The organism is Amaricoccus sp. W119 (assembly GCF_047275745.1).
In the GTDB taxonomy this organism is placed as follows: domain Bacteria; phylum Pseudomonadota; class Alphaproteobacteria; order Rhodobacterales; family Rhodobacteraceae; genus Amaricoccus.
In genome coordinates, this window is sequence record NZ_JBKQWU010000013.1 from 1 (window position 1) to 20301 (window position 20301).

Annotated in this window: 22 protein-coding genes and 1 pseudogene; 15 read left to right on the forward strand and 8 right to left on the reverse strand. The window is 68.3% G+C overall.

Features of this window, described 5'->3' with window-relative positions:
• The 3 genes and pseudogenes from ACLJK8_RS09375 to ACLJK8_RS09385 all read left to right on the forward strand — a co-directional run.
• Nucleotides 1-101 (forward strand): annotated as a pseudogene (locus tag ACLJK8_RS09375) (IS5/IS1182 family transposase); the annotation flags it as partial.
• 665 nt (nt 102-766) lie between these two features.
• A complete protein-coding gene (locus tag ACLJK8_RS09380; RefSeq protein WP_413149940.1) occupies nt 767-2434 on the forward strand; it encodes a CHASE domain-containing protein in 1668 nt (555 codons plus the stop codon).
• Between the two features lie 60 nt (nt 2435-2494).
• On the forward strand, nt 2495-2824 hold the full coding sequence (locus ACLJK8_RS09385) for a hypothetical protein (RefSeq protein WP_413149941.1): 330 nt from the start codon (nt 2495-2497) through the stop codon (nt 2822-2824).
• A 104-nt stretch (nt 2825-2928) separates the two neighbouring features.
• Here ACLJK8_RS09385 and ACLJK8_RS09390 read toward each other — a convergent pair whose 3' ends face one another.
• Both ACLJK8_RS09390 and ACLJK8_RS09395 read right to left on the reverse strand, forming a co-directional pair.
• Entirely contained in the window at nt 2929-3483 is a 555-nt protein-coding gene (locus ACLJK8_RS09390) for a sigma-70 family RNA polymerase sigma factor (protein ID WP_413149942.1), read from the reverse strand.
• Nucleotides 3473-3655 (reverse strand): NepR family anti-sigma factor, encoded by a 183-nt coding sequence (locus tag ACLJK8_RS09395; protein ID WP_413149943.1) that lies wholly within the window; start codon nt 3653-3655, stop codon nt 3473-3475. The genes ACLJK8_RS09390 and ACLJK8_RS09395 overlap by 11 nt, the downstream gene beginning before the upstream one ends.
• Before the next feature lie 174 nt (nt 3656-3829).
• On the opposite strand from ACLJK8_RS09395, the gene ACLJK8_RS09400 reads away from it, so the two are divergent.
• The 3 genes from ACLJK8_RS09400 to ACLJK8_RS09410 all read left to right on the forward strand — a co-directional run bounded on the left by ACLJK8_RS09400 (nt 3830) and on the right by ACLJK8_RS09410 (nt 6270).
• Nucleotides 3830-4624: a response regulator gene (locus tag ACLJK8_RS09400; protein ID WP_413149944.1), complete on the forward strand. Its 795-nt coding sequence runs from the start codon at nt 3830-3832 to the stop codon at nt 4622-4624.
• A gap of 187 nt (nt 4625-4811) precedes the next feature.
• Nucleotides 4812-5888, forward strand: coding sequence for a sensor histidine kinase (locus ACLJK8_RS09405; protein ID WP_413149945.1), 1077 nt, complete (start codon nt 4812-4814; stop codon nt 5886-5888).
• A 121-nt stretch (nt 5889-6009) separates the two neighbouring features.
• Nucleotides 6010-6270, forward strand: a complete 261-nt coding sequence (locus ACLJK8_RS09410; protein ID WP_413149946.1) for a hypothetical protein — start codon at nt 6010-6012, stop codon at nt 6268-6270.
• A gap of 72 nt (nt 6271-6342) precedes the next feature.
• Here the strand turns inward: ACLJK8_RS09410 and ACLJK8_RS09415 are convergent, their stop codons facing one another.
• The gene (locus ACLJK8_RS09415) at nt 6343-6528 is read right to left on the reverse strand and encodes a hypothetical protein (protein ID WP_413149947.1); all 186 of its coding nucleotides are present in this window, start codon (nt 6526-6528) and stop codon (nt 6343-6345) included.
• A 263-nt stretch (nt 6529-6791) separates the two neighbouring features.
• Between ACLJK8_RS09415 and ACLJK8_RS09420 the strand changes: the two genes are divergently transcribed.
• The 7 genes from ACLJK8_RS09420 (at nt 6792) to ACLJK8_RS09450 (ending at nt 14650) form a co-directional block, all read left to right on the forward strand.
• Nucleotides 6792-7682, forward strand: coding sequence for a transglutaminase family protein (locus ACLJK8_RS09420; protein ID WP_413149948.1), 891 nt, complete (start codon nt 6792-6794; stop codon nt 7680-7682).
• 87 nt (nt 7683-7769) lie between these two features.
• Nucleotides 7770-8162, forward strand: coding sequence for a DUF2934 domain-containing protein (locus tag ACLJK8_RS09425; RefSeq protein ID WP_413149949.1), 393 nt, complete (start codon nt 7770-7772; stop codon nt 8160-8162).
• Between the two features lie 359 nt (nt 8163-8521).
• Entirely contained in the window at nt 8522-9676 is a 1155-nt protein-coding gene (locus ACLJK8_RS09430) for an efflux RND transporter periplasmic adaptor subunit (protein ID WP_413149950.1), read from the forward strand.
• Nucleotides 9677-9794: 118 nt separating this feature from the next.
• Entirely contained in the window at nt 9795-12932 is a 3138-nt protein-coding gene (locus ACLJK8_RS09435; RefSeq protein ID WP_413149951.1) for an efflux RND transporter permease subunit, read from the forward strand.
• A 164-nt stretch (nt 12933-13096) separates the two neighbouring features.
• Nucleotides 13097-13366: a hypothetical protein gene (locus tag ACLJK8_RS09440; RefSeq protein ID WP_413149952.1), complete on the forward strand. Its 270-nt coding sequence runs from the start codon at nt 13097-13099 to the stop codon at nt 13364-13366.
• A 20-nt stretch (nt 13367-13386) separates the two neighbouring features.
• A complete protein-coding gene (locus ACLJK8_RS09445; RefSeq protein WP_413149953.1) occupies nt 13387-13923 on the forward strand; it encodes a hypothetical protein in 537 nt (178 codons plus the stop codon).
• 358 nt (nt 13924-14281) lie between these two features.
• A complete protein-coding gene (locus ACLJK8_RS09450) occupies nt 14282-14650 on the forward strand; it encodes a PRC-barrel domain-containing protein (protein WP_413149954.1) in 369 nt (122 codons plus the stop codon).
• Between the two features lie 81 nt (nt 14651-14731).
• On the opposite strand, the gene ACLJK8_RS09455 is transcribed toward ACLJK8_RS09450, so the two are convergent.
• Nucleotides 14732-15778: a LacI family DNA-binding transcriptional regulator gene (locus tag ACLJK8_RS09455; protein WP_413149955.1), complete on the reverse strand. Its 1047-nt coding sequence runs from the start codon at nt 15776-15778 to the stop codon at nt 14732-14734.
• Nucleotides 15779-16123: 345 nt separating this feature from the next.
• Here ACLJK8_RS09455 and ACLJK8_RS09460 point away from each other — a divergent pair, with 345 nt between their 5' ends.
• Nucleotides 16124-16522: a hypothetical protein gene (locus ACLJK8_RS09460; protein WP_413149956.1), complete on the forward strand. Its 399-nt coding sequence runs from the start codon at nt 16124-16126 to the stop codon at nt 16520-16522.
• Nucleotides 16523-16680: 158 nt separating this feature from the next.
• On the forward strand, nt 16681-17079 hold the full coding sequence (locus ACLJK8_RS09465; RefSeq protein ID WP_413149957.1) for a DUF305 domain-containing protein: 399 nt from the start codon (nt 16681-16683) through the stop codon (nt 17077-17079).
• Between the two features lie 15 nt (nt 17080-17094).
• Here the strand turns inward: ACLJK8_RS09465 and ACLJK8_RS09470 are convergent, their stop codons facing one another.
• Genes ACLJK8_RS09470 through ACLJK8_RS09485 form a run of 4 tightly spaced genes read right to left on the reverse strand, consistent with a single transcriptional unit; the run spans nt 17095 to nt 20219 of the window.
• Nucleotides 17095-18375, reverse strand: coding sequence for a hypothetical protein (locus tag ACLJK8_RS09470; RefSeq protein WP_413149959.1), 1281 nt, complete (start codon nt 18373-18375; stop codon nt 17095-17097).
• Between the two features lie 6 nt (nt 18376-18381).
• A complete protein-coding gene (gene tsaA, locus ACLJK8_RS09475) occupies nt 18382-18837 on the reverse strand; it encodes a tRNA (N6-threonylcarbamoyladenosine(37)-N6)-methyltransferase TrmO (RefSeq protein ID WP_413149960.1) in 456 nt (151 codons plus the stop codon).
• A complete protein-coding gene (locus ACLJK8_RS09480) occupies nt 18834-19625 on the reverse strand; it encodes an inositol monophosphatase family protein (protein ID WP_413149961.1) in 792 nt (263 codons plus the stop codon). The genes tsaA and ACLJK8_RS09480 overlap by 4 nt, the downstream gene beginning before the upstream one ends.
• Nucleotides 19626-19652: 27 nt before the next feature.
• A complete protein-coding gene (locus ACLJK8_RS09485) occupies nt 19653-20219 on the reverse strand; it encodes a Smr/MutS family protein (protein WP_413149962.1) in 567 nt (188 codons plus the stop codon).
• Between the last annotated feature and the right edge of the window lie 82 nt (nt 20220-20301).

A 20301-nucleotide genomic window follows, 5' to 3' on the forward strand; every position in this document is an offset into this window, starting at 1 on the left:
AGCAGTTTCGAGGCATCGCCACACGCTACGACAAGGACCCGGAGAACTTCCTCGCCGCCGTCAAGCTCACAGCCGCGAGGATCTGGTGTCAGAGTTTATGAGTCGACGCCCTAGGGCGGAATTTGCCTCCCCGCATCCCGCGGTACCATCCGATCTCAACAGTGAAGAGCCGGATCATGTCGAGCGGCGCCGCGATCCGTTTCTGCTCAGGTTAAGTGGAGCTCGTTGGCGACCTCACCCACGTAGAGATCGATGTTGCGAGGGCCCGTCGCGATCTTTGCCGGGGACGGCCCCCAATCGGGAACCGACAAGAGGCTATCGCGTTTGTATCGGATGGTGGCTCCTCTGACCGCCATGGGAACGTATGAATGCCCTCGCATCCATGCGGGGAGTTGAGGCGGGGAGTCGGTGCTCCCGCCTGTCTCGCCCGCGGCGAGGCTTCATCTCAGAGGTCTGTCCCAACTGGGGCGCCAATCGGCGCCCCATTTTTCTCGGCCTGCCAGCTATTTCCGCGACGGCCGGATGACCGTTGCGCGGCGGCGACTCGACAACGCGCCGCGCGCGGCGGAGCCGGAGTAGATCGCGTCGCGATGATCGGGCCCGCGGTCCCGCAGGCCCGCGAACCACGACCCGGCGGCGACGCATTGACATATTTCGTGAAAACATCCTCGACCGGCCGCGCGCCTTTGGCTTGCCCCGGTGCCCGGGTTTCGCAACAGTGGGCAAGGTCGCCGCGGCCTCGGCGAGACCTCGCGCCACAAGGTTGATGAAACGACTCCTTCCGCTCCTCGCCCTGCTCCTGATCGCAGCCTCCGGGCTCGTCGCAGCGGCCGTCGTCCTCCGGCTCGATCAGAGCAACAAGCGGCTCGCCTTCGAGGCGGTCGCCGAACAGGGGCTGAACCGGCTCCGGGAACAGACCAGCCGGCACATGCTCCTGCTCGCGGCGACGGCGGCGCATTTCGAATCCGCCCATGGCTGGATCACCGCGCGGGAGTTCCGGACCTATGTCGATCGTCTCGTCCTGCCAGAACGCGCGCCGGGCAGCGTCGGCCTCGGCTATCTCGTCTTCGCCGACCGATCGCAGCTTCCCGAGCTTTCGACCGCCTATGCCGCCAACAACGGGGCAAAACTGGACCTCTGGCCGGATACCAATGCGCCCCGGATGGCGGTCGCGGTGCTGTTCGAGGCCGTGGACGGGCAGGACGCGCGCGCAAGCGGCTTCGACAGCTATTCCGAGCCGGACCGTCGCGAGGCGATCGACCGCGCCATCGCCCGGGGCGAACCAAGCGCGACCGGACCGCTGGAGCCGGTCCGCGGCCCCGGCAAGGGACCGCTCACGATCGTCGTCTATCTTCCCGTCCACGCGGCGCTCTTCGGCATCGACGCCACCCCGGGGACAAACGGATCGGCGACGGGACGGCCGGCGGGTTTCGTCTCCGCGGTCTTCCGCGCGGGCGCCTTCATCGACGCGGCCTTCGAGCGCGCCGCGCCGCGCGCGCATATCGTCGTCGCCGATGCCGCCAGGCCGAACCTGCCGCTCGGTGAGGTCGGGGCCCCCGCCGATCCGCGCTTCAGCGAGGCTTTCGTGGTCCGCGACGAGCTCGAATTCGGCGGCCGGACATGGATCGTGACCGCCCGGCCGAGCATCGACTTCCGCGCGCCGAGCGCCGCCCCCTTCGCGCTCGCGCTCGGCGTCCTGTCGGTCCTGCTCGCCTGCGCCGTGGCGGCGACGCTGCGCGAGCAGGCGCGCGCCCACGCGGCCACCGAGGCGCTGGCCACGACGAGCCAGCGCAACCTAGAGGAGAAGGATCTGATGCTTCAGGAGATGAAGCACCGGATCAAGAACGCCATCGGCCGCATACTCGCGATGGCGCGGCAGACCGCGTCGAACTCGGCGGATATGGACGCGTTCCTGCAATCCTTCACCCAGCGGCTGCAGGCGATGTCGAACGCGCAGGACGTGCTCACGCGCTCGCGCTACCTGCGCGCGGACCTGGGCGAGCTTCTGCGGCAGGAACTGGCGCAGGTCTTCGGCCACGGCTTCGACGATGGCCGGCTGAGCGGACCGCCGATCGAACTCGACGAGCGCTCGGCGCAGGCGCTGGGCCTCACGATCCACGAGCTTGCGACCAATACGCTCAAGTATTCGGGCGGCGCTCCGGACATCGATGTGTCCTGGCACGCCGCGCCCAGCCCCGCGGGCGCCGAGGAACTGGTCCTGCACTGGCAGGAGCGCGCGGTGGCGCCGGTCGCACAGCCGGAACGCACCGGCTTTGGCACGCGGCTCATCGACATGAACATCCGACACGAACTTGGCGGCGAGATCGAGCGCAACTACGCCGAGACCGGCTTGCGCGTCACGCTGACGATCCCGCTTCGCGACGGCGTGATCGGCGGCCGGCCAGGCGGAACCATCGGTGGAAAGGCACGTTAGGCGACTGAACCGGGAGCGCGGGATCGCTCCCGGACACGGAACAGCCACAGGAGTACCCATATGGCCAGCACGCTTCGGGACAAGACCCGCGACGCCATTTCCGACCTTCCGGATCTCACCGAGGTTCGTGACGAGATCGCGCTTCTGCGCCGCCAGATCGACAAGATGTCGCGCCAGGCGCTCCGGGACGGGCGAGGCCTGAGGGACCGCGCCGCGGGGCGCGCGAACGAGCTCTATGCCGATGGCGAGGCGCTGCTCGGCGATCTCGGCCGCGAGTTGCGTCTCGCCGAGCGGCGCGCGCGCGACACCGTACGTGATCATCCGGCGCAGACCGCCGCCGTCGCGCTCGTCGGGATCGGCCTTCTGGTTGCGCTGCTCTGGCGCCGCTGACCCGCGAGCGCCGCGAAGATCGCGACGCGAAGACCACATGGGCCCTCGGGAACCTCTCCCGGGGGCCCTTTCCGTCTCCGGTCCGTCTCCGGCTGCTCGGGCCGCTACTCGGCGAAAGCCTTGGCGACGGCGCCGGCGCTGATGCGGTCGGGTCCGAAATCGCCGGGCCCGGAGATCTTCAGGATGTCCTGCAGGCGGCTCCGCGCGCGGCTGACCCGGCTCTTGATCGTCCCGACGGCGCAGCCACAGATCTCCGCCGCCTCCTCGTAGGAGAAGCCCGAGGCGCCGACGAGGAGCAGTGCCTCGCGCTGGTCGTCCGGCAGGCTGGCGAGCGCGCGGCGGAAATCGGCCATGTCCATCACGCCGTCATGCGCCGGGGCGACGCTGAGGCGGGCGGTGAAGGTCCCTTCGCTGTCCTGCACCTCGCGGCCGCGCTTGCGCATCTGGCTGTAATAGGTGTTGCGCAGGATCGTGACGAGCCAGGCCTGCATGTTGGTGCCGAGCTTGAAGTCCTGCTGCTTCGCCCAGGCCTTCATCACCGCTTCCTGCACCAGATCGTCGGCCCGGTCGGCGCGGCCGCTCAGCGAGAGCGCGAACGCGCGCAGGGACGGCAGCGCCGCGAGCATGGCCTGCTTGAACGTCGGCGTTTCACTTTTCATGCAGGGCACTCTTCGCCTCGGCTTCGTCGAGCCGTTCGAGGAGGTCGATGAGTTCCGCCGGGATCGGCTCGCGTTCGACTTCGGCGTAGAGCGCCCTGAGGCGCGCGGCGATCTCTCCGTGCGGGTCCAGCAGGCCCTCCGCGGGCCCGCGGTGCCGGGGGGGTTTGGTCATTCTGAGATACTCTTGAATGGTTCGAACTCTCGTACGATGGTTGCGGCGATGGTATTGGCGTCACCGAAGTCAATTCCGCCCGACAGAAAAAGTTCCGCCAAGATAGGAACTTTTTTCACGCCTGCGCGTTTGCGCCAGATTTAGTCTTCAGCTCGCCGACCAGGAGCCTCAAGGATGAGCCTTTCTACCCGCATCGCCCCGCATCTTGCCTATCTGCGGCGATATTCCCGGGCCATCACCGGCTCCCAGACCTCGGGCGACGCCTATGTCGCCGCCATGCTTCAGGCGCTGATCGCCGATGTGAAGATCTTTCCGAACGCGAGCAGCGACCGGATCGGCATCTACAAGCTCTTCGCCGGCCTCTATTCGAGCCTGCAGGTCAATATCGACGGCAGTTCCTCGCCCTTCGCCTGGGAACAGCGCGCGGCCGGCAATCTCGCCTTCGTCTCGCCGCTCGCGCGTCAGGCCTTCCTGCTGAGCGCCGTCGAGGGGTTCGAGGAACACGAGGTCGCCGAGGTGCTGGGACTCGAGGAGGAGGAGACGCGGGCCCTGATGGCCAAGGCCGCCGAGGAGATCTCGCGGCAGGTCGCGACCTCGATCCTCATCATCGAGGATGAGCCGCTCATTGCCATGGACATCGAGCAGATGGTGCATTCGCTCGGCCATCGTGTGACCGGGGTCGCGCGCACCCATACCGAGGCGCTCGCGCTCTACCGCGCGGACCCGCCGGGCATGGTCCTCGCCGATATCCGGCTCGCCGACGGCAGTTCCGGGATCGACGCAGTCAACGATATCCTGAAGACCTCCGTCCTGCCGGTGATCTTCATCACCGCCTTCCCGGAGCATCTGCTGACCGGGGAACGGCCGGAGCCGGCCTTCCTGGTCACCAAGCCCTTCGACGAGAACATGGTCAAGGCGCTGATCGGCCAGGCGCTGTTCTTCAACGAAGCGGCGAGCGCGGCGGCATGAGGGTTCCGTGACCCAACCGCCCGAGCCGCTTGGATCTCCGCCCGCGACACCGGTTGAAGAACCGGTCGAAGTCCCCGTCGGAACGCCGGTCGAAGTTCCGGTCGAAGCACGCGGCGAACCACGGGGCGGGATTCCGGTCGAAGCACGGGTTGGAACTCAGGAAGCCCGCGACGGTTTGAACGAAGGGTTGGCACGGAGCGCCCGCGAGGCGATGAGCCCGGTCGATGGCATCGGTGCCGGCCTGAAGGGATCGTCGCACCGAACGGGCACCGCGCCAATGACACGCGAGATTTCCGTCGATCGGATCAAGACCCTGCTTCGCGGGTTGCGCAACAGCGGGCTCTGCATTCTCTATCACGACGCCGATCTCGCCGTCCGCCTGGTCGAGAACCCCCCTCCGGGCTGGCCGACCGCCGATGTGATCCTCGCCGAGGGCGACGTCGCGATCTTCGACGAGAAGACCGCGGCCCGGGTGATCGAGACCAAGCGCGACGTGCTGACGACGGGCAAGCCCGCCCGGCTCGAAGTGGCGCGGAAGGAGCGCAACCGCGGCGGCGCCTGGTATGAACTGCATATCGAGGCCGATCTCTTGCCCCCGGCGGAGGGCGAGAGCCGCGATGGTGCCAGGGGGCTCTTCGTCTCGGCCAACGACATCACCGAGTTGAAGACCCGCGAGGAAACGCTCCGCTCGCTGCTTTTCGAGGTCAATCACCGGTCGCGCAACCTGCTGGCGATCATGCAGAGCGTGCTCGGCCACACCGCGCGCAACGCCGAGACCGTGGAGGAGCTGGAGCGGAAGTTCCGCGGACGGGTCGCGGCGCTCGCGCACAGCCAGGATCTCATCACCCGGTCGAACTGGCAGGGCATCCGGTTCCAGCGACTGGCGCTGAACCAGATCTCCGGCCATCTCGGGCGCGGGATCGCCCCGCCGATGATGGTGGGACCCGACCCGCTGGTCGGCCCGAACACCGCGCTGCATCTCGGCCTCGCGCTGCATGAACTCGCGGTCAATTCGGTCACCTTCGGCGCGTTCGGACGCGGGCGGGGCGAGGTGGTGATCCGCACGGAGACCACGGGCGAGGGGCAGGCGATGTGCTGGGACGAGCACCTGAACGTGCCGCGCGAGGCGCCACCCGGCCGCGGGTTCGGCCAGGCGATCCTGGGCCAGATCGTGCCGCGGGCCCTGAACGGCTCGGTCGAACTCGAAATCGCCGAGGACCGGGTGCATTACCGGATCGACTGGCCCGAAACCGTGATCGTCTGAAACGCTCCACGATGGAACCGCTCGATGGAACCGCTCCCGGGCCCGGGCATTGAAAGGGTGCACATCGAGGCAGAGCGCCCGAGCGACGTGCCCGGGTAACCCACGACGGAGTCTGAAGAAGATGGAGACGAGCAACCCCATGGCCAATGACGAGATCGACTCGCACGCCGCGCAGCTGAAATCGGACCTGCGGACGCTGCGCGCCGATATCGACATGCTGAAGGCGGATCTCACGGCGGCGGGCCGCAACCAGATCGATCGGGTCCGTGCCAACATGGCCGATGTGGACGACGATCTCGGTGCCCGGCTGAGCGCGAAGCCGATCCAGACGCTCGCGGTGGCCTTCGCGGCCGGCTATCTCTTCGCGGTCATCACCCGCTGAGGGAGCCCGCGAAGCTCGCGAACGAAACCGTGACACAAGCGAGAGCGAGATGCCTGGCGTCTCGCTCTCGTTCTATCCGGCGGTGGGATTGATCCGACGTTCCGATGTTTCGAGCCGCGCCAGCAACTCGCTCAGGTCGGAAGACAGTCCCCGTTCAGAGGATTCGTCGTGATATCGGCGCAGCCGCGCCCCGATCTGGGCGGCGGTGTCCTCGCTCAATCCTGAATCCATGTGCTTGTCGTCCTGGTTGTAACTCATTACGCGGGCTCTCCTCCTTCCAGGACACCAATGCCCGAGACATGCCGGCGGTTCCCATTCTTCGCCCCGGTTACCGCGGAATGTTGCACCGCGGCCACGGGCGCCGGGATGAGGTCGCCGGGATGAAGTCGGACGCGGCCGGGCACCGGGTTTTCCGGATTCATCGGCGACGGCCGCGCGCGTCCCGACCGGCGCGCGTCGATGCCGCTGGCGTCGCGTCCCACGCCCGGCTACCTTCGGCCAGTCGATCAAGCCCCACGACCATGCCCATATTCAACGTTCGCCACAGCACGACCTACCGCTACCGACGGCCGGTGGAATTCGGCGAGCATCGCCTGCTGTTCCGGCCGAGGGACAGCCACGACCAGCTTCTGCTCGGCGCGGAACTCGCGACCGACCCGGCCCCCGCGCGATCGCGCTGGATTCACGACGTTTTCGGCAACTGCGTCGCGATCCTCGGCTTCGACCGTCCCGCGCCCGGGCTGCTGTTCGAGACCCGGATACGCCTCGACCACACGCCGAGAGCGGAGCTTGTCTTCGATACCGATCGCGCGGCGCTGCGCTATCCGTTCGCCTACCCCGCCGATGAACTGCCGGATCTCGCGAGCACGATGCGCCCGCATTATCCCGACGACACCGTCACCCGCTGGGCGCTGAGGTTCGTGCGCGCGGACGGCAAGACCGAGACCGGGCATCTGCTCATGACGCTCTGCTACGCGATCCACGAGAGCTTCGCCTATGCCCGCAGGAACGAACGCGGCACGCAGCCGCCCGCCCAGACGCTCGCGCTCCGCCGGGGCACCTGCCGCGATTTCGCGCTCCTGATGATGGAATGCCTGCGCGTGCTCGGCTTCGCGGCGCGGTTCGTCTCGGGCTATGTCTATGTGCCCGGCCGCGACGACGTGACGATCCGGGGCGGCGGCTCGACACATGCCTGGTGCGAGGTCTATCTGCCGGGAGCCGGCTGGATCGAGTTCGACCCGACGAACGGGATCATCGGCAACCGCGACCTGATCCGCGTCGCCGTGGCGCGCGACCCCGCGCAGGCGATCCCGCTCTCGGGGACCTATACGGGCGCGGCGGAGGATTTTCTCGGGATGGACGTGGCGGTCAGCGTGACGACGGAGCCGGCGGTTGGCGTCCCGGCGAAATGACAAGCAACAAGGCCGTTGGTGGCTTGGCGCGGGTTGCTTTTGCGCGCAAGGTACCCGCCTGAGACAATCGTGACCCGAGAGAGGAACATGGCGAGCGACAGGGAAGAGCGGATTCGTGCGAAGGCTCATGAGATCTGGCTGAGCGAAGGGGAGCCGGAAGGGTCCGAGACAAGGCATTGGGACATGGCGACCGCCGCGATCGAGGCGGAGGACGCCGAGGCGGCCATGCCGACGCCCGCCGAGACGGAGACCGCGGAGACCGCGGCGGCCGAGACGCCCCCCGAGACCCTCCCCGAGGCGCCCGCGGTGGAGCCCCCCGCGGCCGAGGCCCCTTCGGCGGCTCCGGTGGCCGAGGATGCGAAGCCCGCCCCGAAGAAGCGCGCGCCCCGCGCCCGGAAGACCGCCGCCGCCGATACCGAGGCCGCCGCGGCGCCGAAGAAACGCGCCACCCGCGCCCGGAAGACGACCTCGCCGACCTGATCCTCGCGCGGACCCGGAGCGCGCGGGCGGCGCGCAGCCGCCCGCGCCCCGTCGTCCGGGCGCGTGATTGTCCGGGCGCGTGATCGTCCGGCGCGGACCGCCAGGGCGCTGGCCGCGGGGGTCGGCGCGCCCGGACCCGGACGGCACCCGCTCCATAGCCAACCGCCAGCGATGATCCGCCCGGATAGCCGGCGGTTCGGGCGCGGGCGCGCCTGAACCCCTTCCCTTTCCCGCTCGCTCCGGTACGGTCGAGTCCCGAGAGGCCGCGTCGAAAGGCCTTGAAGTCAGAAGCGGAGCGCGGCTATGAAACCGATCAGTTTCGTCAACCATCGAGTCCGCGCGCCAGGGGAGCCCGCCGCATGCCATTCCGCCTGAAACCCCTCCTCGCCGGCGCGTTGGGTCTCCTCGTCGCCGGGGCGACATCCGCGGCCGCGCAGCAGGCCAGCGGGCCGGTTCCCGTGACCGTGGTCACCGTCGAAGCCTCCGATGTCACGCTCACCAGCATCGTTCCGGGCCGCGTCGTCGCATCGAGCGTCGCGGAAGTGCGGCCCCAGGTCGATGGCATCATCAAGGAGCGGCTCTTCACCGAGGGCACGAGCGTCGAACTCGGCGATCCGCTCTATCAGATCGACGATGCCACCTACCGTGCCCAGGTCGCCCAAGCCGAGGCGCAGGTCGCCCAGGCCGAGGCCGAGCTCCGGACCGCCGAACAGGATGCGCGGCGCAACGAGGAGCTGTTGTCGCGCAATACGATCAGCCTGCAGACCCGGGACGAGAGCGTCGCGACCCGCGACGCCGCCGCGGCCGCGCTCGAACTGGCCAAGGCGCAGTTGATCGGGGCGAACATCGATCTCGACCGCACGACGATCCGCGCCTCGCTCGCCGGCGAGATCGGACTCTCGCAGACCACGCGGGGCGCGCTGGTCTCCGCCGGGCAGACCGACGCGCTGGCAACGATCCGCCAGCTCGACCCCGTCAATGTCGATGTGACGCAATCGGCGGCGGAGGTCCTGCGGTGGCGGCGCGGTCACCGGCCCGAAACCGGCGACAAGCCCAATCCGAACGTCTCGCTGACGCTGGCGGACGGATCGAGGTATCCGGTGACCGGCGAGCTCTACGCCGCGGAGCCTTATGTCAATGAAAGCACCGGTGTCGTGGTGCTGCGGATGCAGTTCGCGAATCCCGATGGCCTGCTCCTGCCCGGCATGTACGTCCAGGTCGAGATCCCGCTCGGCGTCGCCGCGGGCGCGATCCTGACACCGCAGGAAGGCGTGAGCCGGGATACCCGCGGCCAGCCGCTCGCCTATGTCGTGGACGAGAACAACGTGATCGAGAGCCGGCCGCTCACCATCGACGGCACGCAGGGCAATCAGTGGATCGTCACCGCCGGCCTGAATCCCGGCGACCGTGTCGTGGTCGAAGGCGTCCAGCGCATCGCGACCGGCGCCACGGTCGAGCCGACGGAACGGGAGGAGGTCGCGGAAGCGGAAGCCTCCGCGCCCGCCAATCCCTGAATGATCCCGAGGGGCCTCCCCCCGGGGCCCCCGCACGACCCTCTGGGCATTCCGGTTTCCGAGCGAGACCCCCGGCCCAAACCCAGCTTCAGGCCCGAACCCGAACCCGGAGTGACCGATGGCCCGCTTCTTCATCGACCGACCCATCTTCGCCTGGGTGATCGCGATCATCATCATGGGCGCCGGCCTGCTCTCGATCGTGACCCTGCCGATCTCGCAATATCCGACGATCGCCCCGCCCTCGGTCCGGATCAGCGCGACCTATCCCGGCGCCTCGGCGGAGACCGTGACCAACACCGTCACCCAGGTCATCGAACAGCAGATGACCGGGATCGACGGCCTGCGCTACATGAGTTCAAGCTCGAGCTCCGCAGGCCAGGTGACGATCACGCTGACCTTCGAGACTGGCACCGATCCCGACATCGCCCAGGTCCAGGTGCAGAACAAGGTCTCGCAGGCGACCGCGCTGCTGCCGGAATCCGTCCAGCGCCAGGGCGTGACCGTGCAGAAATCCTCGCAGGGCTTCCTGATGGTCATCGGCCTCAGTTCCGACAGCGGAACCGTCGATCAGGCCGACCTCGCCGACTATCTCGTTTCCAACATGGTGGACGAGTTCAGCCGGATCGCCGGCGTCGGCGAGGTCCAGGTCTTCGGCTCGCAATATGCGATGCGGATCTGGCTCGATCCCTCGAAACTCGCCGCCTACGATCTCGCGCCCTCGGATGTGATCAACGCGGTCTCGGAGCAGAACCAGCAGATCTCCGCCGGCTCCTTCGGCTCGCTACCCGCGCCCGAGGGCCAGCAGCTCAACGCGACCGTGAAGGCCCAGTCCCTGCTCTCCGCCCCGCAGGATTTCGAACAGATCGTGGTCCGCGCCGAGACCGACGGCGGGCTCGTGCTGGTCCGGGACGTGGCGCGGGTCGAGATCGGCGCGCAGAGCTACGACGCCATCGCCCGGTTCAACGGCAATCCGGCGAGCGGCATGGCGATCCAGCTCGCCTCCGGCGCCAATGCGCTCGACACCGCCGAACTGGTGAAGCAGCGCATCGCCGAGATGGAGCCGTTCTTCCCCGAAGGCGTCGAATATGTGATCCCCTATGACACGACGCCCTTCATCTCGATCTCGATCGAGGAGGTGGTTCGCACGCTGGTCGAGGCGATCGTGCTCGTCTTCCTCGTGATGCTTCTCTTCCTGCAGAGCATCCGAGCGACGATCATTCCGACCCTCGCCGTGCCGGTCGTCCTGCTCGGCACCTTCGGGGTGATGGCGGCCTTCGGCTTCTCGATCAACACGCTGACCATGCTCGCCATGGTGCTGGCGATCGGCCTTCTCGTGGATGATGCCATCGTCGTCGTGGAGAATGTCGAGCGGATCATGGAGCAGGAGAGGATCGGTCCGCTCGAAGCCACCCGGAAGTCGATGGACCAGATCACCGGCGCGCTGATCGGCATCGCGATGGTGCTCTCGGCGGTGTTCGTCCCGATGGCCTTCTTCGGCGGCTCCACCGGCGTCATCTACCGGCAGTTCTCGATCACCATCGTCTCGGCGATGGCGCTCTCGGTGCTGGTCGCGCTGACGCTCACGCCCGCGCTCTGCGCGACGATCCTGAAGCCGAAGGAGCACGACCATCAGCCGCTGGCGCCGTTCCGCTGGTTCAACACCTTCTTCGAATGGCTGACGCGGCAATACGCCTGGACCAATATCTGGACCGTCCGCCGGCCGTTCCGTGTCATGATCATCTACCTGCTGCTGGTCGTGGCCATGGGCTGGCTCTATATCCGGACGCCGACCTCGTTCCTGCCGGACGAGGACCAGGGCATCCTGATGACGCTGATCCAGGGCCCGGCCGGCGCCACGGCCGAGCGGACCAGCGCGGTGGTCAGCGACGTGCAGGACTACTTCCTGACCGCCGAGGAAGAGAACGTCGAATCGGTCTTCGGCGTCACCGGCTTCTCCTTCGCCGGTTCCGGCCAGAACATGGGCCTCGCCTTCGTGAAGCTGAAGGACTGGGAGGAGCGGCCCGACCCGAGCCAGTCGGCGCAGGCCATCGCCGGCCGCGCCTTCGGCGCCCTGAGCCAGATCCGGGACGCGATGGTCTTCCCGGTCGTGCCGCCCGCCGTGACCGAGCTTGGCAATGTCAGCGGCTTCAACTTCTTCCTGCAGGCCCGCAGCGGCCAGACGCATGAGCAGCTGCTGACCGCGCGCAATCAGCTCATCGGCCTTCTGTCGCAGAGCCCGCTCATCCAGTCGGTTCGCCCGAACGGGCTCGAGGACGCGGCCCAGTACCAGCTCGACATCGACTGGCGAAAGGCCGGGGCGGTCGGCGTGACGGCTGCTGATGTGGGCGACTTCCTCTCCACCGCCTGGGCCGGGACCTATGTCAACGACTTCGTCGACCGCGGCCGGATCAAGCAGGTGATCGTGCAGGGCGAGCCCTGGGCGCGCGCGCTGCCCGAGGACATCAACCGCTGGCGCATTCCGAACCAGTCGGGCGACCTGGTGCCCTTCTCGAACTTCACCACCAGCGACTGGACCTCCGGCCCGCAGGGCATCGACCGCTACAACGCCCTCCCAGCGATGGAACTGCAGGGCACGCCGGTCGATGGCGTGTCGAGCGGCGAGGCGATGGCCGAGGTCGAGCGGCTCGCGGCCGAACTGCCGCCGGGCTACAACATCGCCTGGACCGGCCTCTCGCTCGAGGAGCGGGAATCGGGCGATCAGGCGCCGATGCTCTACGCGCTGTCGGTCGCCGCGGTCTTCCTCTGCCTCGCCGCGCTCTACGAGAGCTGGTCGATCCCCTTCGCCGTGCTGCTCGCCCTGCCCGTCGGTATCCTCGGCGCGCTTCTCGGCGCGCTCCTGGGCGGTTCGGCGAACGGCGTCTACTTCCAGGTCGGGCTTCTCACCGTCGTCGGCCTGACCGGCAAGAACGCGATCATGATCGTCGAATTCGCACGGGAGCAGGTCGACGCCGGGGCGCGGGTGCTCGATGCGATCACACACGCGGCGCGAATGCGGTTCAGGCCGATCCTCATGACGTCGATGGCCTTCTCGCTCGGCGTGCTGCCGCTCGTGCTCTCGTCGGGCGCCGGATCGGGCGCGCGGACGGCGATCGGCGTGGCGACGCTCGGCGGCACGATCACCGGCACCTTCCTCGCCGTCATCCTGGTTCCGACCTTCTTCGTGCTCGTCACCCGGATCTTCGGCCGCGGCCAGCGGCGCGTCGAAGCCGAGCCGGCGCCGACCGTCAAAGCCTGAGAGCAACCGCCGCGCGGGCCACCCCGCGCGGCGAAAATGCCCACGAAATCATCATCGCAACGGCGCGGGTCGGGGAAAATCGGCGGCCCGCGTTTTTCCCCTTGTGAATCACGATAAACTCTGTCGTATTAATCGGTAATGAAACCGCCGAGGAATGACCGAACATGGAAAGCTACGAACGCTACGCGGGGTCCTTTCCCGAAGCCTCGCTGCCGATCATGGCGGCGCGGGACCGCGACCCGTCCGTCGGATACCGGGCGCGGACCCTCGCTTCGGAACGGTTGAACCTGCCGGCCGGCGCCTGGTCGGATGCGATCCTGCCGGATGTGGTGGATTGCACCCCGCCCCGGCGGGACCTCGCGGAACCCCCGCGCGGCGCCTTGACCCGGTTCGCCGACCGACTGCGCGCGGCGCTTGGCCGCGAGATCCACTGACAGCTGGAGATCCATCCATCATGCAAGCTCAGTCCGACATGGTGATCCTCGAAGCAGCCTCCCGCCCCGTCCCGCTGGAGCATCCCGGTATCCGCGCGACATTGCGCGCCCTGGTAGGCCGTCTCGGCACGCCGGATCTGGCCGCGAGCCAGGGGATGGGTCTGCTTCCCGACCCGCTGGCGCTGCACGGTCTCGATCCCGACTGGGCTTCGGAGTCGACCCCGGCACCGGAGGACGAGGCGAGCCTGCGCTCGCGCGCCGCGAAGATCGCCCGGGAGCGGCGGCGCGCGAACGCCCATGCCGCCTATGACTCGGTCGTCGGCACCCATGCCGTGGCGCTCGACTCGGCGCTCGCGGTGCTGGAAGCGGAACTTGCCATCCTTCAGACGAGGTGCGCGGCGCAGTGCGAAGCGCTGAAGCGGCTCCAGCTCTACGGCCGCGACACCGCGACCCGCGACCTCGCGGCCAAGGGGCTCAGCTGCGATCCGGAGGTTCTGGCCGATCATGGCCGGGCCGATCGCGGCCGACGCCCCGCGGGAGCGCCGTATCACGCCTGATACCGCCTCCCGCGATGGCGGCGGCGCGTCTGCCTCTCTTGTCCCCAAACAAGCTCGCGCCGCCGCCATTGACTGAGCCTATCTTTCTCATTTCAGACCAGTCGATTTCACGGGCTGCCTCGCATTTCGGGGTGGCAGGGGCTCAGCCGACGAAGGCGGGCGCCGGGACCTTCCACGAAACGCGCCCGTATTGAAGGGCGGCCGTCTCGCGGCCGAGCTGTCACGCGGCAACCCGGCGCCCGCCGATCACCACCACACCTCCGGCACTACAGCCGATCGGCGCCGATCCCGCGCCCGGGCTGGAACTCCTTCCCGAGCCCCGGCGTTTCAGTCACGTACAACGAATGGAGCGGTTCTCATGCCGGAAGAAGTCTCCCTGACCAACGCGCATGACCATATCCGTGCGACGACCGTCAACGGGACCGATGTCTTCAACGCCGATGGCGAGAAGGTCGGTCACATCGACGATATCGTCCTGTCGAAACGGAAAGGTAACGCGGTCTACGCCATCCTGTCCTTCGGCGGGTTTCTCGGGCTTGGCGAGAAGTATCATCCGCTGCCCTGGGCGAGCCTCCATTATGACGACCAGCTCTCGGGCTATGTCGTGAACGTCTCGCGGGACCAGCTGGAAGACGCGCCGAGCTACCAGCGCGGCACGGACCCGGACTGGAACGATCCGGAATTCGACAAGCGGATCGCTGGATACTACGGTTTTCCGTATCTCTGACCGGACGGGCAGGACAGACCACCACGGGTGCTGGCGCCGGACTTCCGGCGCCAGTTTCGTTTCAGCCTTGCGCGCTTGAACTCAGGCGCTGTGCGCGAAACGGCGCGCGTCGAGTTCGCCGAGATGGCTTGTCCGCACCTGAAGCAACATCGGGATCAGCGACGGCGGCAGTGGCTTCCGCATCGTGCCCGGCTCCGGCAGGAGGGCCACGATCCGGTCCGCGAGCGCCGCGCCACCCGCTTCGAGATCGGTCTCGAAATGCGTCAGGCTGTGGGCGAGGGACTTGTTCTCCTCCGTCGGCGAGGCGCTGATGAGACCGACATCGAGACCCGGGCGAAGTCCCAGCCCGCCGAGATCGGCGTAGAGCGCCGCGGCGATGCTTTCATGGCCCGCGAGGATCGCCGAGGGTCGGCGGCCCGAGGTGAAGAGCGCCCGCCCCTCCTCGGTCAGCCGGCCGTTGGTACCCGCGCGAATGACCCGCACCGCGTCCGGACCCAGACCGTAGCGCGCCACCTCGGCGCGGAAGGCATCGGCGAGCAGGAGTTCGTAGTTCATCTCCAGCGCGCTCAGCACCAGCGCGAGTTCCCGATGCCCCGCGCGCAGGAAAAGCCGCGCCGCCTCGGCCGCCGCCCCGGCGTGATCGAAGTCCACCCAGTTTCCGAGGTCATGCGCCCCGCTCCGGCCCAGCACGACGTGCTCGACCCCCGCCGCGCGCAGGTAGTCGAGCCGCGGATCGTCCGGCTTGGTCTGGTTGACGATCACCGCGTCGGCCAGCCGGCGCGACACGATCCGCCGCAGATGTTCGAGCGGGTCCTCCTCCGCGCCCCGGAACAGCACGATGAGATCGAGCTCCCGCTCCAGGAGCCCCCGGCGGCATCCTTCGAGGATACGGAAGAAGCCGCTGTCCGCCTGCCCGCCGATCCCGCTCGTCGGCACGATCGCGGCGACGATTCCCGTGCGCCCCTTTCTCAGACTGCGCCCTGACTGGTCCGGAACATAGCCGGAGCGCCGGGCCGCCTCCTTCACCCGCGCGCGTGTCGATTCGTTGACGTCCGGTCTGTCGTTGAGGGCGCGGGAGACTGTCCCGATGGACAGATTCAGCTCCCGCGCGAGTGTGCGGATACCCATTTGCGTTCTTCCCCAAGGTCACCGGTGAGACCCGGTGCTTTCGATTTTATTATCCGGAAATATGGATCATCACGAAGGCGGGCGCAATCTCCCTCCCGTCATCGCGTGATTTACGCGCTTAGGGACGTGTCACGTCGCTGTAACGCCACCCATGGTTTCCTGATCTCGAAGGACGAAGGAGACCTCGAACATGAATCAGGACCGCGCCGGCGAAGCATCGGTCGCGGTGAGCCCGGACCAGAGCCAGCGCGGCGCGACCCGCGAGAGCGGCGCCAGCCCCTCGGTCCCAGGCCGGACCTCAAGGCTCTGACACACAGTAATCTCTTGAAATGGAGTGTATTCTCGGTGTTCGACATCAATGCGAAACAACCCGCGCGCGACGCGATGGAAGTGGCGGACTATATCGAGCTTGGCAGGCTCGTGACCGAATGGGCCCGCGACCCCTCTACTCGCCCCGCCTCCGCCGCCGACCTGAACCGCCAGCTCGCGGGAATCGCGGTGATTCGCCGTCCCGTGAAGAAGGTGGTCTTCGTTCAGGACGACGAAGATACGATCTACGTCCGGCTGCCCGACACGGAGAAGCTGGACGAACGGATCAATGAAATGATGGACGATTGCTCCGGCCGGCTCTATCCGGTCCCCTACTTCTACCGCGACTATTTCGATCCGGGATTCGGTCCCGTCATGTCGGCCTACGAAACCCTGCTCGCCCGGCTCGGCGACAGCGTGGCGGTACAGGGCTGACCGGCGCCGGGGAACGCCGCTGTCCCGAAAACGATCCCGTCGTACACGACCGGAACACGATCGGGCGAGCCGCGCACCCCCGGTCCCCCTCCCCCTTGACCTTCCCGCGCCGGAGGCTCCTAGGAGCCCGGCCACTGGTTATTGAGTGGAGAACACCGATGAGAACGACACTGGCAGCGGCCGCGATCGCCGGCCTCGTCGCGGCGGCCTTCGGATGGCCCGCGCTCGCGCAGATGAAGATGGACCACGGCTCGGAGCATTCCGGGATGTCCGAAGGAGCCTCCGAAGGCGGAGCCGAGGCGAGCGCCTCGACCCAGGCCTTCATCGACGCCGCGGACAAGATGCACCGCGACATGTCGATCGACTACACCGGAAACGCCGATGTCGATTTCGCCCGCGGCATGATCCCGCATCACGAAGCGGCGGTCGAGATGGCCCGGATCGAACTGGAACACGGCACCGATCCCACGCTCCGGCGGATGGCGGAGGCGGTCATCGCCGCGCAGGAAGCGGAAATCGCCCAACTGAAGGCATGGCTGGAAGCCAACGGGCAGTAAGCTGGCCTCCGCGGATCAACCGTCGTCGGACGTGCCGGCGTAGAGCGGCATCACATCGATCCGGCGGTTGATCTCGGCGATCAGCTCCCGGTAGGCGGGGCTTTCCACGTCATCGTAGCGGGAGCGGAATTCCGCGTCCCGCAGGCCGCTCGGCAATCCGTCGAGCGGCGGAAGCACATCGGCCTCGGAGCCGATCCGGTCGAGCAGCGCCGGCCGCTCCGCCTCCGGCGTCATCAGGGTGAGCTGGGCGAACCGGGCGCCGGCGAGATCGGCTGCGATGTCGTCGAAGCTGAAGCCGCTGCCGCCTTCGTTGCTGTCCAGCAGCTCCTTGAGCTCGCCCATGCCGAAGGCGACCTGCCCGCTCCGCGCCGCGTAGAGCCCGGCCGAGACGATGAAATGCCGCTTCAGGTCATCGCGACCGCCGAGCGTCGTGCGCTCGCAATGGTTGCGCCTGCCCCGCATCCCCTCTCCCAGACTTGCGCCGATCGCCGGCCCGAACGCCTCCTCGCCGCAATAGAGCGTCAGCGCGAGCAGCGCGGCCTTCATGTCCTCGCCCCCCTCGGCCTGGGCGACCACATGGCGCAGATAGGGTACGACCGATCCGGTTCTGGGCAGCCCGCGCCGGTCGCCCGCCCGGTCGAGAAACCAGAGATGCGTGTAGATCCGGCCCCTGTCGGTCCCGCCCGCGAGCCCCCGGACCCGGCTCTTCAAGCCCTCGTAGAAGCGTTCCCGGTCGCCTTCGTCGAGCGCGTAGCCGAGATCGATCCGGTCGCTGGCGATCCGGACCTCCCGGAGTGCCCCGAGCGCGATCCCGCCGAAGTCCGGTCCGAGAAAGCGGTCGAGCGCCTCCGACAATGCCCAGCGCACGAGAACGGGCGGGATCGGAAGGTGGCCGATCGCCGCCCGTTCGATGACGAGCCCGTTGTCGGACGGCGCGATCACGAGCGTCGGATTGACCCAGAACAGCCGCGAGGGCAGCGCCGGGGCGCCGATCGCACCACGGAGCACCAGGCGCCCGTCCTCGACTTCGGCCCGCGCTCTCACCCCGGGCTGGATGCGCCGCGCCGAGACGATGAGCGCCCGGATCTGCTCCATCGGCAGCGCAAGCTCACCCGCGGCCGGTTCGAGCGACAGGAGATCCTGCGCCGTGCGCGCGAGATCCCGCGTCCGCGCCGCGGTCGCGGCATCCGCGACCTCCAGCTCCGGCAGCGCCGGACGGATCGAGAGCGCGAGCGCCAGCGCGAGGATCACCGCCGCGACGGCCCCGAGAACCAGTCCTGCGAGCAACCGTGCCATCGGTTCTCAGCCCCGGCGCATGAAGGCGCAGCGGTCCGGCTTGATGTCCAGGAGCGGCGTGCCATCGACGCAATCGAGTCCACGGACGGTCAGCATCCGCCCGGAGATCCCGATCAGGCGAACGCGCGAGGTGGCGATCGGATTCGGCCGCGCGGGCGAGCGCAGCGCGAAAGTCCCGCGTGGCGCGCTCAGATGCGCGGGGAACTGCGTCAGGAGATCCCGCCGCGCCTGGTCCATCCAGTAGAGAAGCTCCAGTTCCTCGAACCGCTCCAGCCCATCGAGCGCGGCCTGCCAGCGCGGAAACACCTCGACGCGACATTCCGGCCCATCAACCGATCCCTGCCGCGGGCAGTCGCCCCGCTCACGCCAGGGCGTGCTCAGCCGGCCGATGAAGGTCAGCCGTGCATCCTCCGCGAGTGATGTTTCCGCGATGGCCTCTCCCGGCCGCGGCGCGTCGCTCATCGCGGCGCCATGATCGCCGAGAGCGCGTCCCAGGCGGCCGGGGCGGCCGCGAGTACGCGGTCGGGCTTCGAGAAATCCCCGTCGTCGCGGAATTTGGCGGTCTGGCCGCCGGCCTCGCGCACGATCAGGAGGCCGCCGAGGCAATCCCAGGCGTTCATGTATTCCGAGATGACGCCTGCGAGGCGCCCCGCCGCGACATAGGCGAGCATGAGCGCGCCGGAGCCGTTGTTGAACATGATCCCGCCCCGGGCCGTCAGGTCGCGGGCGATCTCGGCGGTCCGCTCTGGCTCACTGTACTGGCTGGTGCCGACGCCGGTCGTCGTATTGCCGATGGTCACATCCGCCGGAATCCGGAGCGGCGCCCCGTTCAGGAGCGCCCCTCCCCCGGCCACCGCTGCGAAATCCTCGCGATGCGTCGGCGCCGAGATGACCGCGGCGACCGGCTCGCCGTCTCTCAGCAGGCAGATCGCGACGCACCAGTTGGGCATGCCGTGCAGATAGGGCGAGGTCCCGTCGATCGGGTCGATCACCCAGGTGAAGCCGGTGGAACCGGGCGTCTCGCCGAATTCCTCGCCGAGAAACCCGTCGCCGGGGAAATTCTGCTCCACTTCCTCGCGGATTCTGCGCTCCACGTTGCGATCCGCTTCCGAGACGATGTCCTGCAGGCTCGCCTTGGACTCGATCACCAGCTGGTCGCGGGTCTGCCAGTAGACGAGCGCGAGCGCGCCCGCGCGCGCGGCGATTTCCCGAGCCTGCATGTAGCGTTCGGCCAGCGCGTCGTCGATCATTTCAGCACTCCGAGAATCGCGGGCGGCTTACCGCCGCCGGCGCAGATAGACATAATAGGCACCCGCTCCGCCATGCTTGCGATGCGCTGGCGCGACCTGGAGCACCCGCGGGCCCAGCGGCGCGGCGGCGAGCCAGTGCGGCACATTATGTCGCAACACCCCGTGACGCGCCGGGAAATACCCTTCCTCCGGCGGCCGCCCTTTGCCGGTGATCACGAGGACCAGCCTCAGATCGATGGCATGGGAGCCGAGGATGAAGGAGATCAGCGCCGCGTGCGCCCGTTCGGCGGTCATCCCGTGCAGATCGAGCCGGGCCTCCGGACTGAGCCGGCCGCGGCGCAGGCTCTCGAACCGGCGCCGGTCCATATGCGGATGCGCCCGGTCGAGCGCGACATGGGGATCGGAGGCGAGATCGAAGGTGATCGAGGGCGCCGCGGGTCGCGCCGGCGCGCGCTCCGGCATGAGTCGCGGCAGCGCGGCGGGAACCACCGCCTGAGCCGCGGGCTGGTCGGCGAGTGGCGAACTCGTTGGCGGCGAGGCGAGCGGCATCGCATCGCGGCTTTCGAGCGCCGCGGGGCTCACCGTGGATTGCAACGGCCGTGCGCTCGCCGCGACCTGTTCCCACAGAGCCCGCTCGCCCTCCGTCAAGTTGCGGCGTCGGCGCCCCAAACTCGCG

Excerpts from the sequence above, each read along its gene's own strand:
- ACLJK8_RS09430 (WP_413149950.1), top strand. The coding sequence starts at position 8,522 with ATGCCATTCCGCCTGAAACCCCTCCTCGCCGGCGCGTTGGGTCTCCTC.
- ACLJK8_RS09445 (WP_413149953.1), top strand. The coding sequence starts at position 13,387 with ATGCAAGCTCAGTCCGACATGGTGATCCTCGAAGCAGCCTCCCGCCCC.
- ACLJK8_RS09390 (WP_413149942.1), bottom strand. The coding sequence starts at position 3,483 with ATGAAAAGTGAAACGCCGACGTTCAAGCAGGCCATGCTCGCGGCGCTG.
- ACLJK8_RS09450 (WP_413149954.1), top strand. The coding sequence starts at position 14,282 with ATGCCGGAAGAAGTCTCCCTGACCAACGCGCATGACCATATCCGTGCG.
- ACLJK8_RS09425 (WP_413149949.1), top strand. The coding sequence starts at position 7,770 with ATGGCGAGCGACAGGGAAGAGCGGATTCGTGCGAAGGCTCATGAGATC.
- ACLJK8_RS09435 (WP_413149951.1), top strand. The coding sequence starts at position 9,795 with ATGGCCCGCTTCTTCATCGACCGACCCATCTTCGCCTGGGTGATCGCG.
- ACLJK8_RS09400 (WP_413149944.1), top strand. The coding sequence starts at position 3,830 with ATGAGCCTTTCTACCCGCATCGCCCCGCATCTTGCCTATCTGCGGCGA.
- ACLJK8_RS09440 (WP_413149952.1), top strand. The coding sequence starts at position 13,097 with ATGGAAAGCTACGAACGCTACGCGGGGTCCTTTCCCGAAGCCTCGCTG.
- ACLJK8_RS09415 (WP_413149947.1), bottom strand. The coding sequence starts at position 6,528 with ATGAGTTACAACCAGGACGACAAGCACATGGATTCAGGATTGAGCGAG.
- ACLJK8_RS09470 (WP_413149959.1), bottom strand. The coding sequence starts at position 18,375 with ATGGCACGGTTGCTCGCAGGACTGGTTCTCGGGGCCGTCGCGGCGGTG.
- ACLJK8_RS09465 (WP_413149957.1), top strand. The coding sequence starts at position 16,681 with ATGAGAACGACACTGGCAGCGGCCGCGATCGCCGGCCTCGTCGCGGCG.
- ACLJK8_RS09420 (WP_413149948.1), top strand. The coding sequence starts at position 6,792 with ATGCCCATATTCAACGTTCGCCACAGCACGACCTACCGCTACCGACGG.
- ACLJK8_RS09395 (WP_413149943.1), bottom strand. The coding sequence starts at position 3,655 with ATGACCAAACCCCCCCGGCACCGCGGGCCCGCGGAGGGCCTGCTGGAC.
- ACLJK8_RS09385 (WP_413149941.1), top strand. The coding sequence starts at position 2,495 with ATGGCCAGCACGCTTCGGGACAAGACCCGCGACGCCATTTCCGACCTT.
- ACLJK8_RS09480 (WP_413149961.1), bottom strand. The coding sequence starts at position 19,625 with ATGATCGACGACGCGCTGGCCGAACGCTACATGCAGGCTCGGGAAATC.
- ACLJK8_RS09410 (WP_413149946.1), top strand. The coding sequence starts at position 6,010 with ATGGAGACGAGCAACCCCATGGCCAATGACGAGATCGACTCGCACGCC.
- tsaA (WP_413149960.1), bottom strand. The coding sequence starts at position 18,837 with ATGAGCGACGCGCCGCGGCCGGGAGAGGCCATCGCGGAAACATCACTC.
- ACLJK8_RS09380 (WP_413149940.1), top strand. The coding sequence starts at position 767 with ATGAAACGACTCCTTCCGCTCCTCGCCCTGCTCCTGATCGCAGCCTCC.
- ACLJK8_RS09455 (WP_413149955.1), bottom strand. The coding sequence starts at position 15,778 with ATGGGTATCCGCACACTCGCGCGGGAGCTGAATCTGTCCATCGGGACA.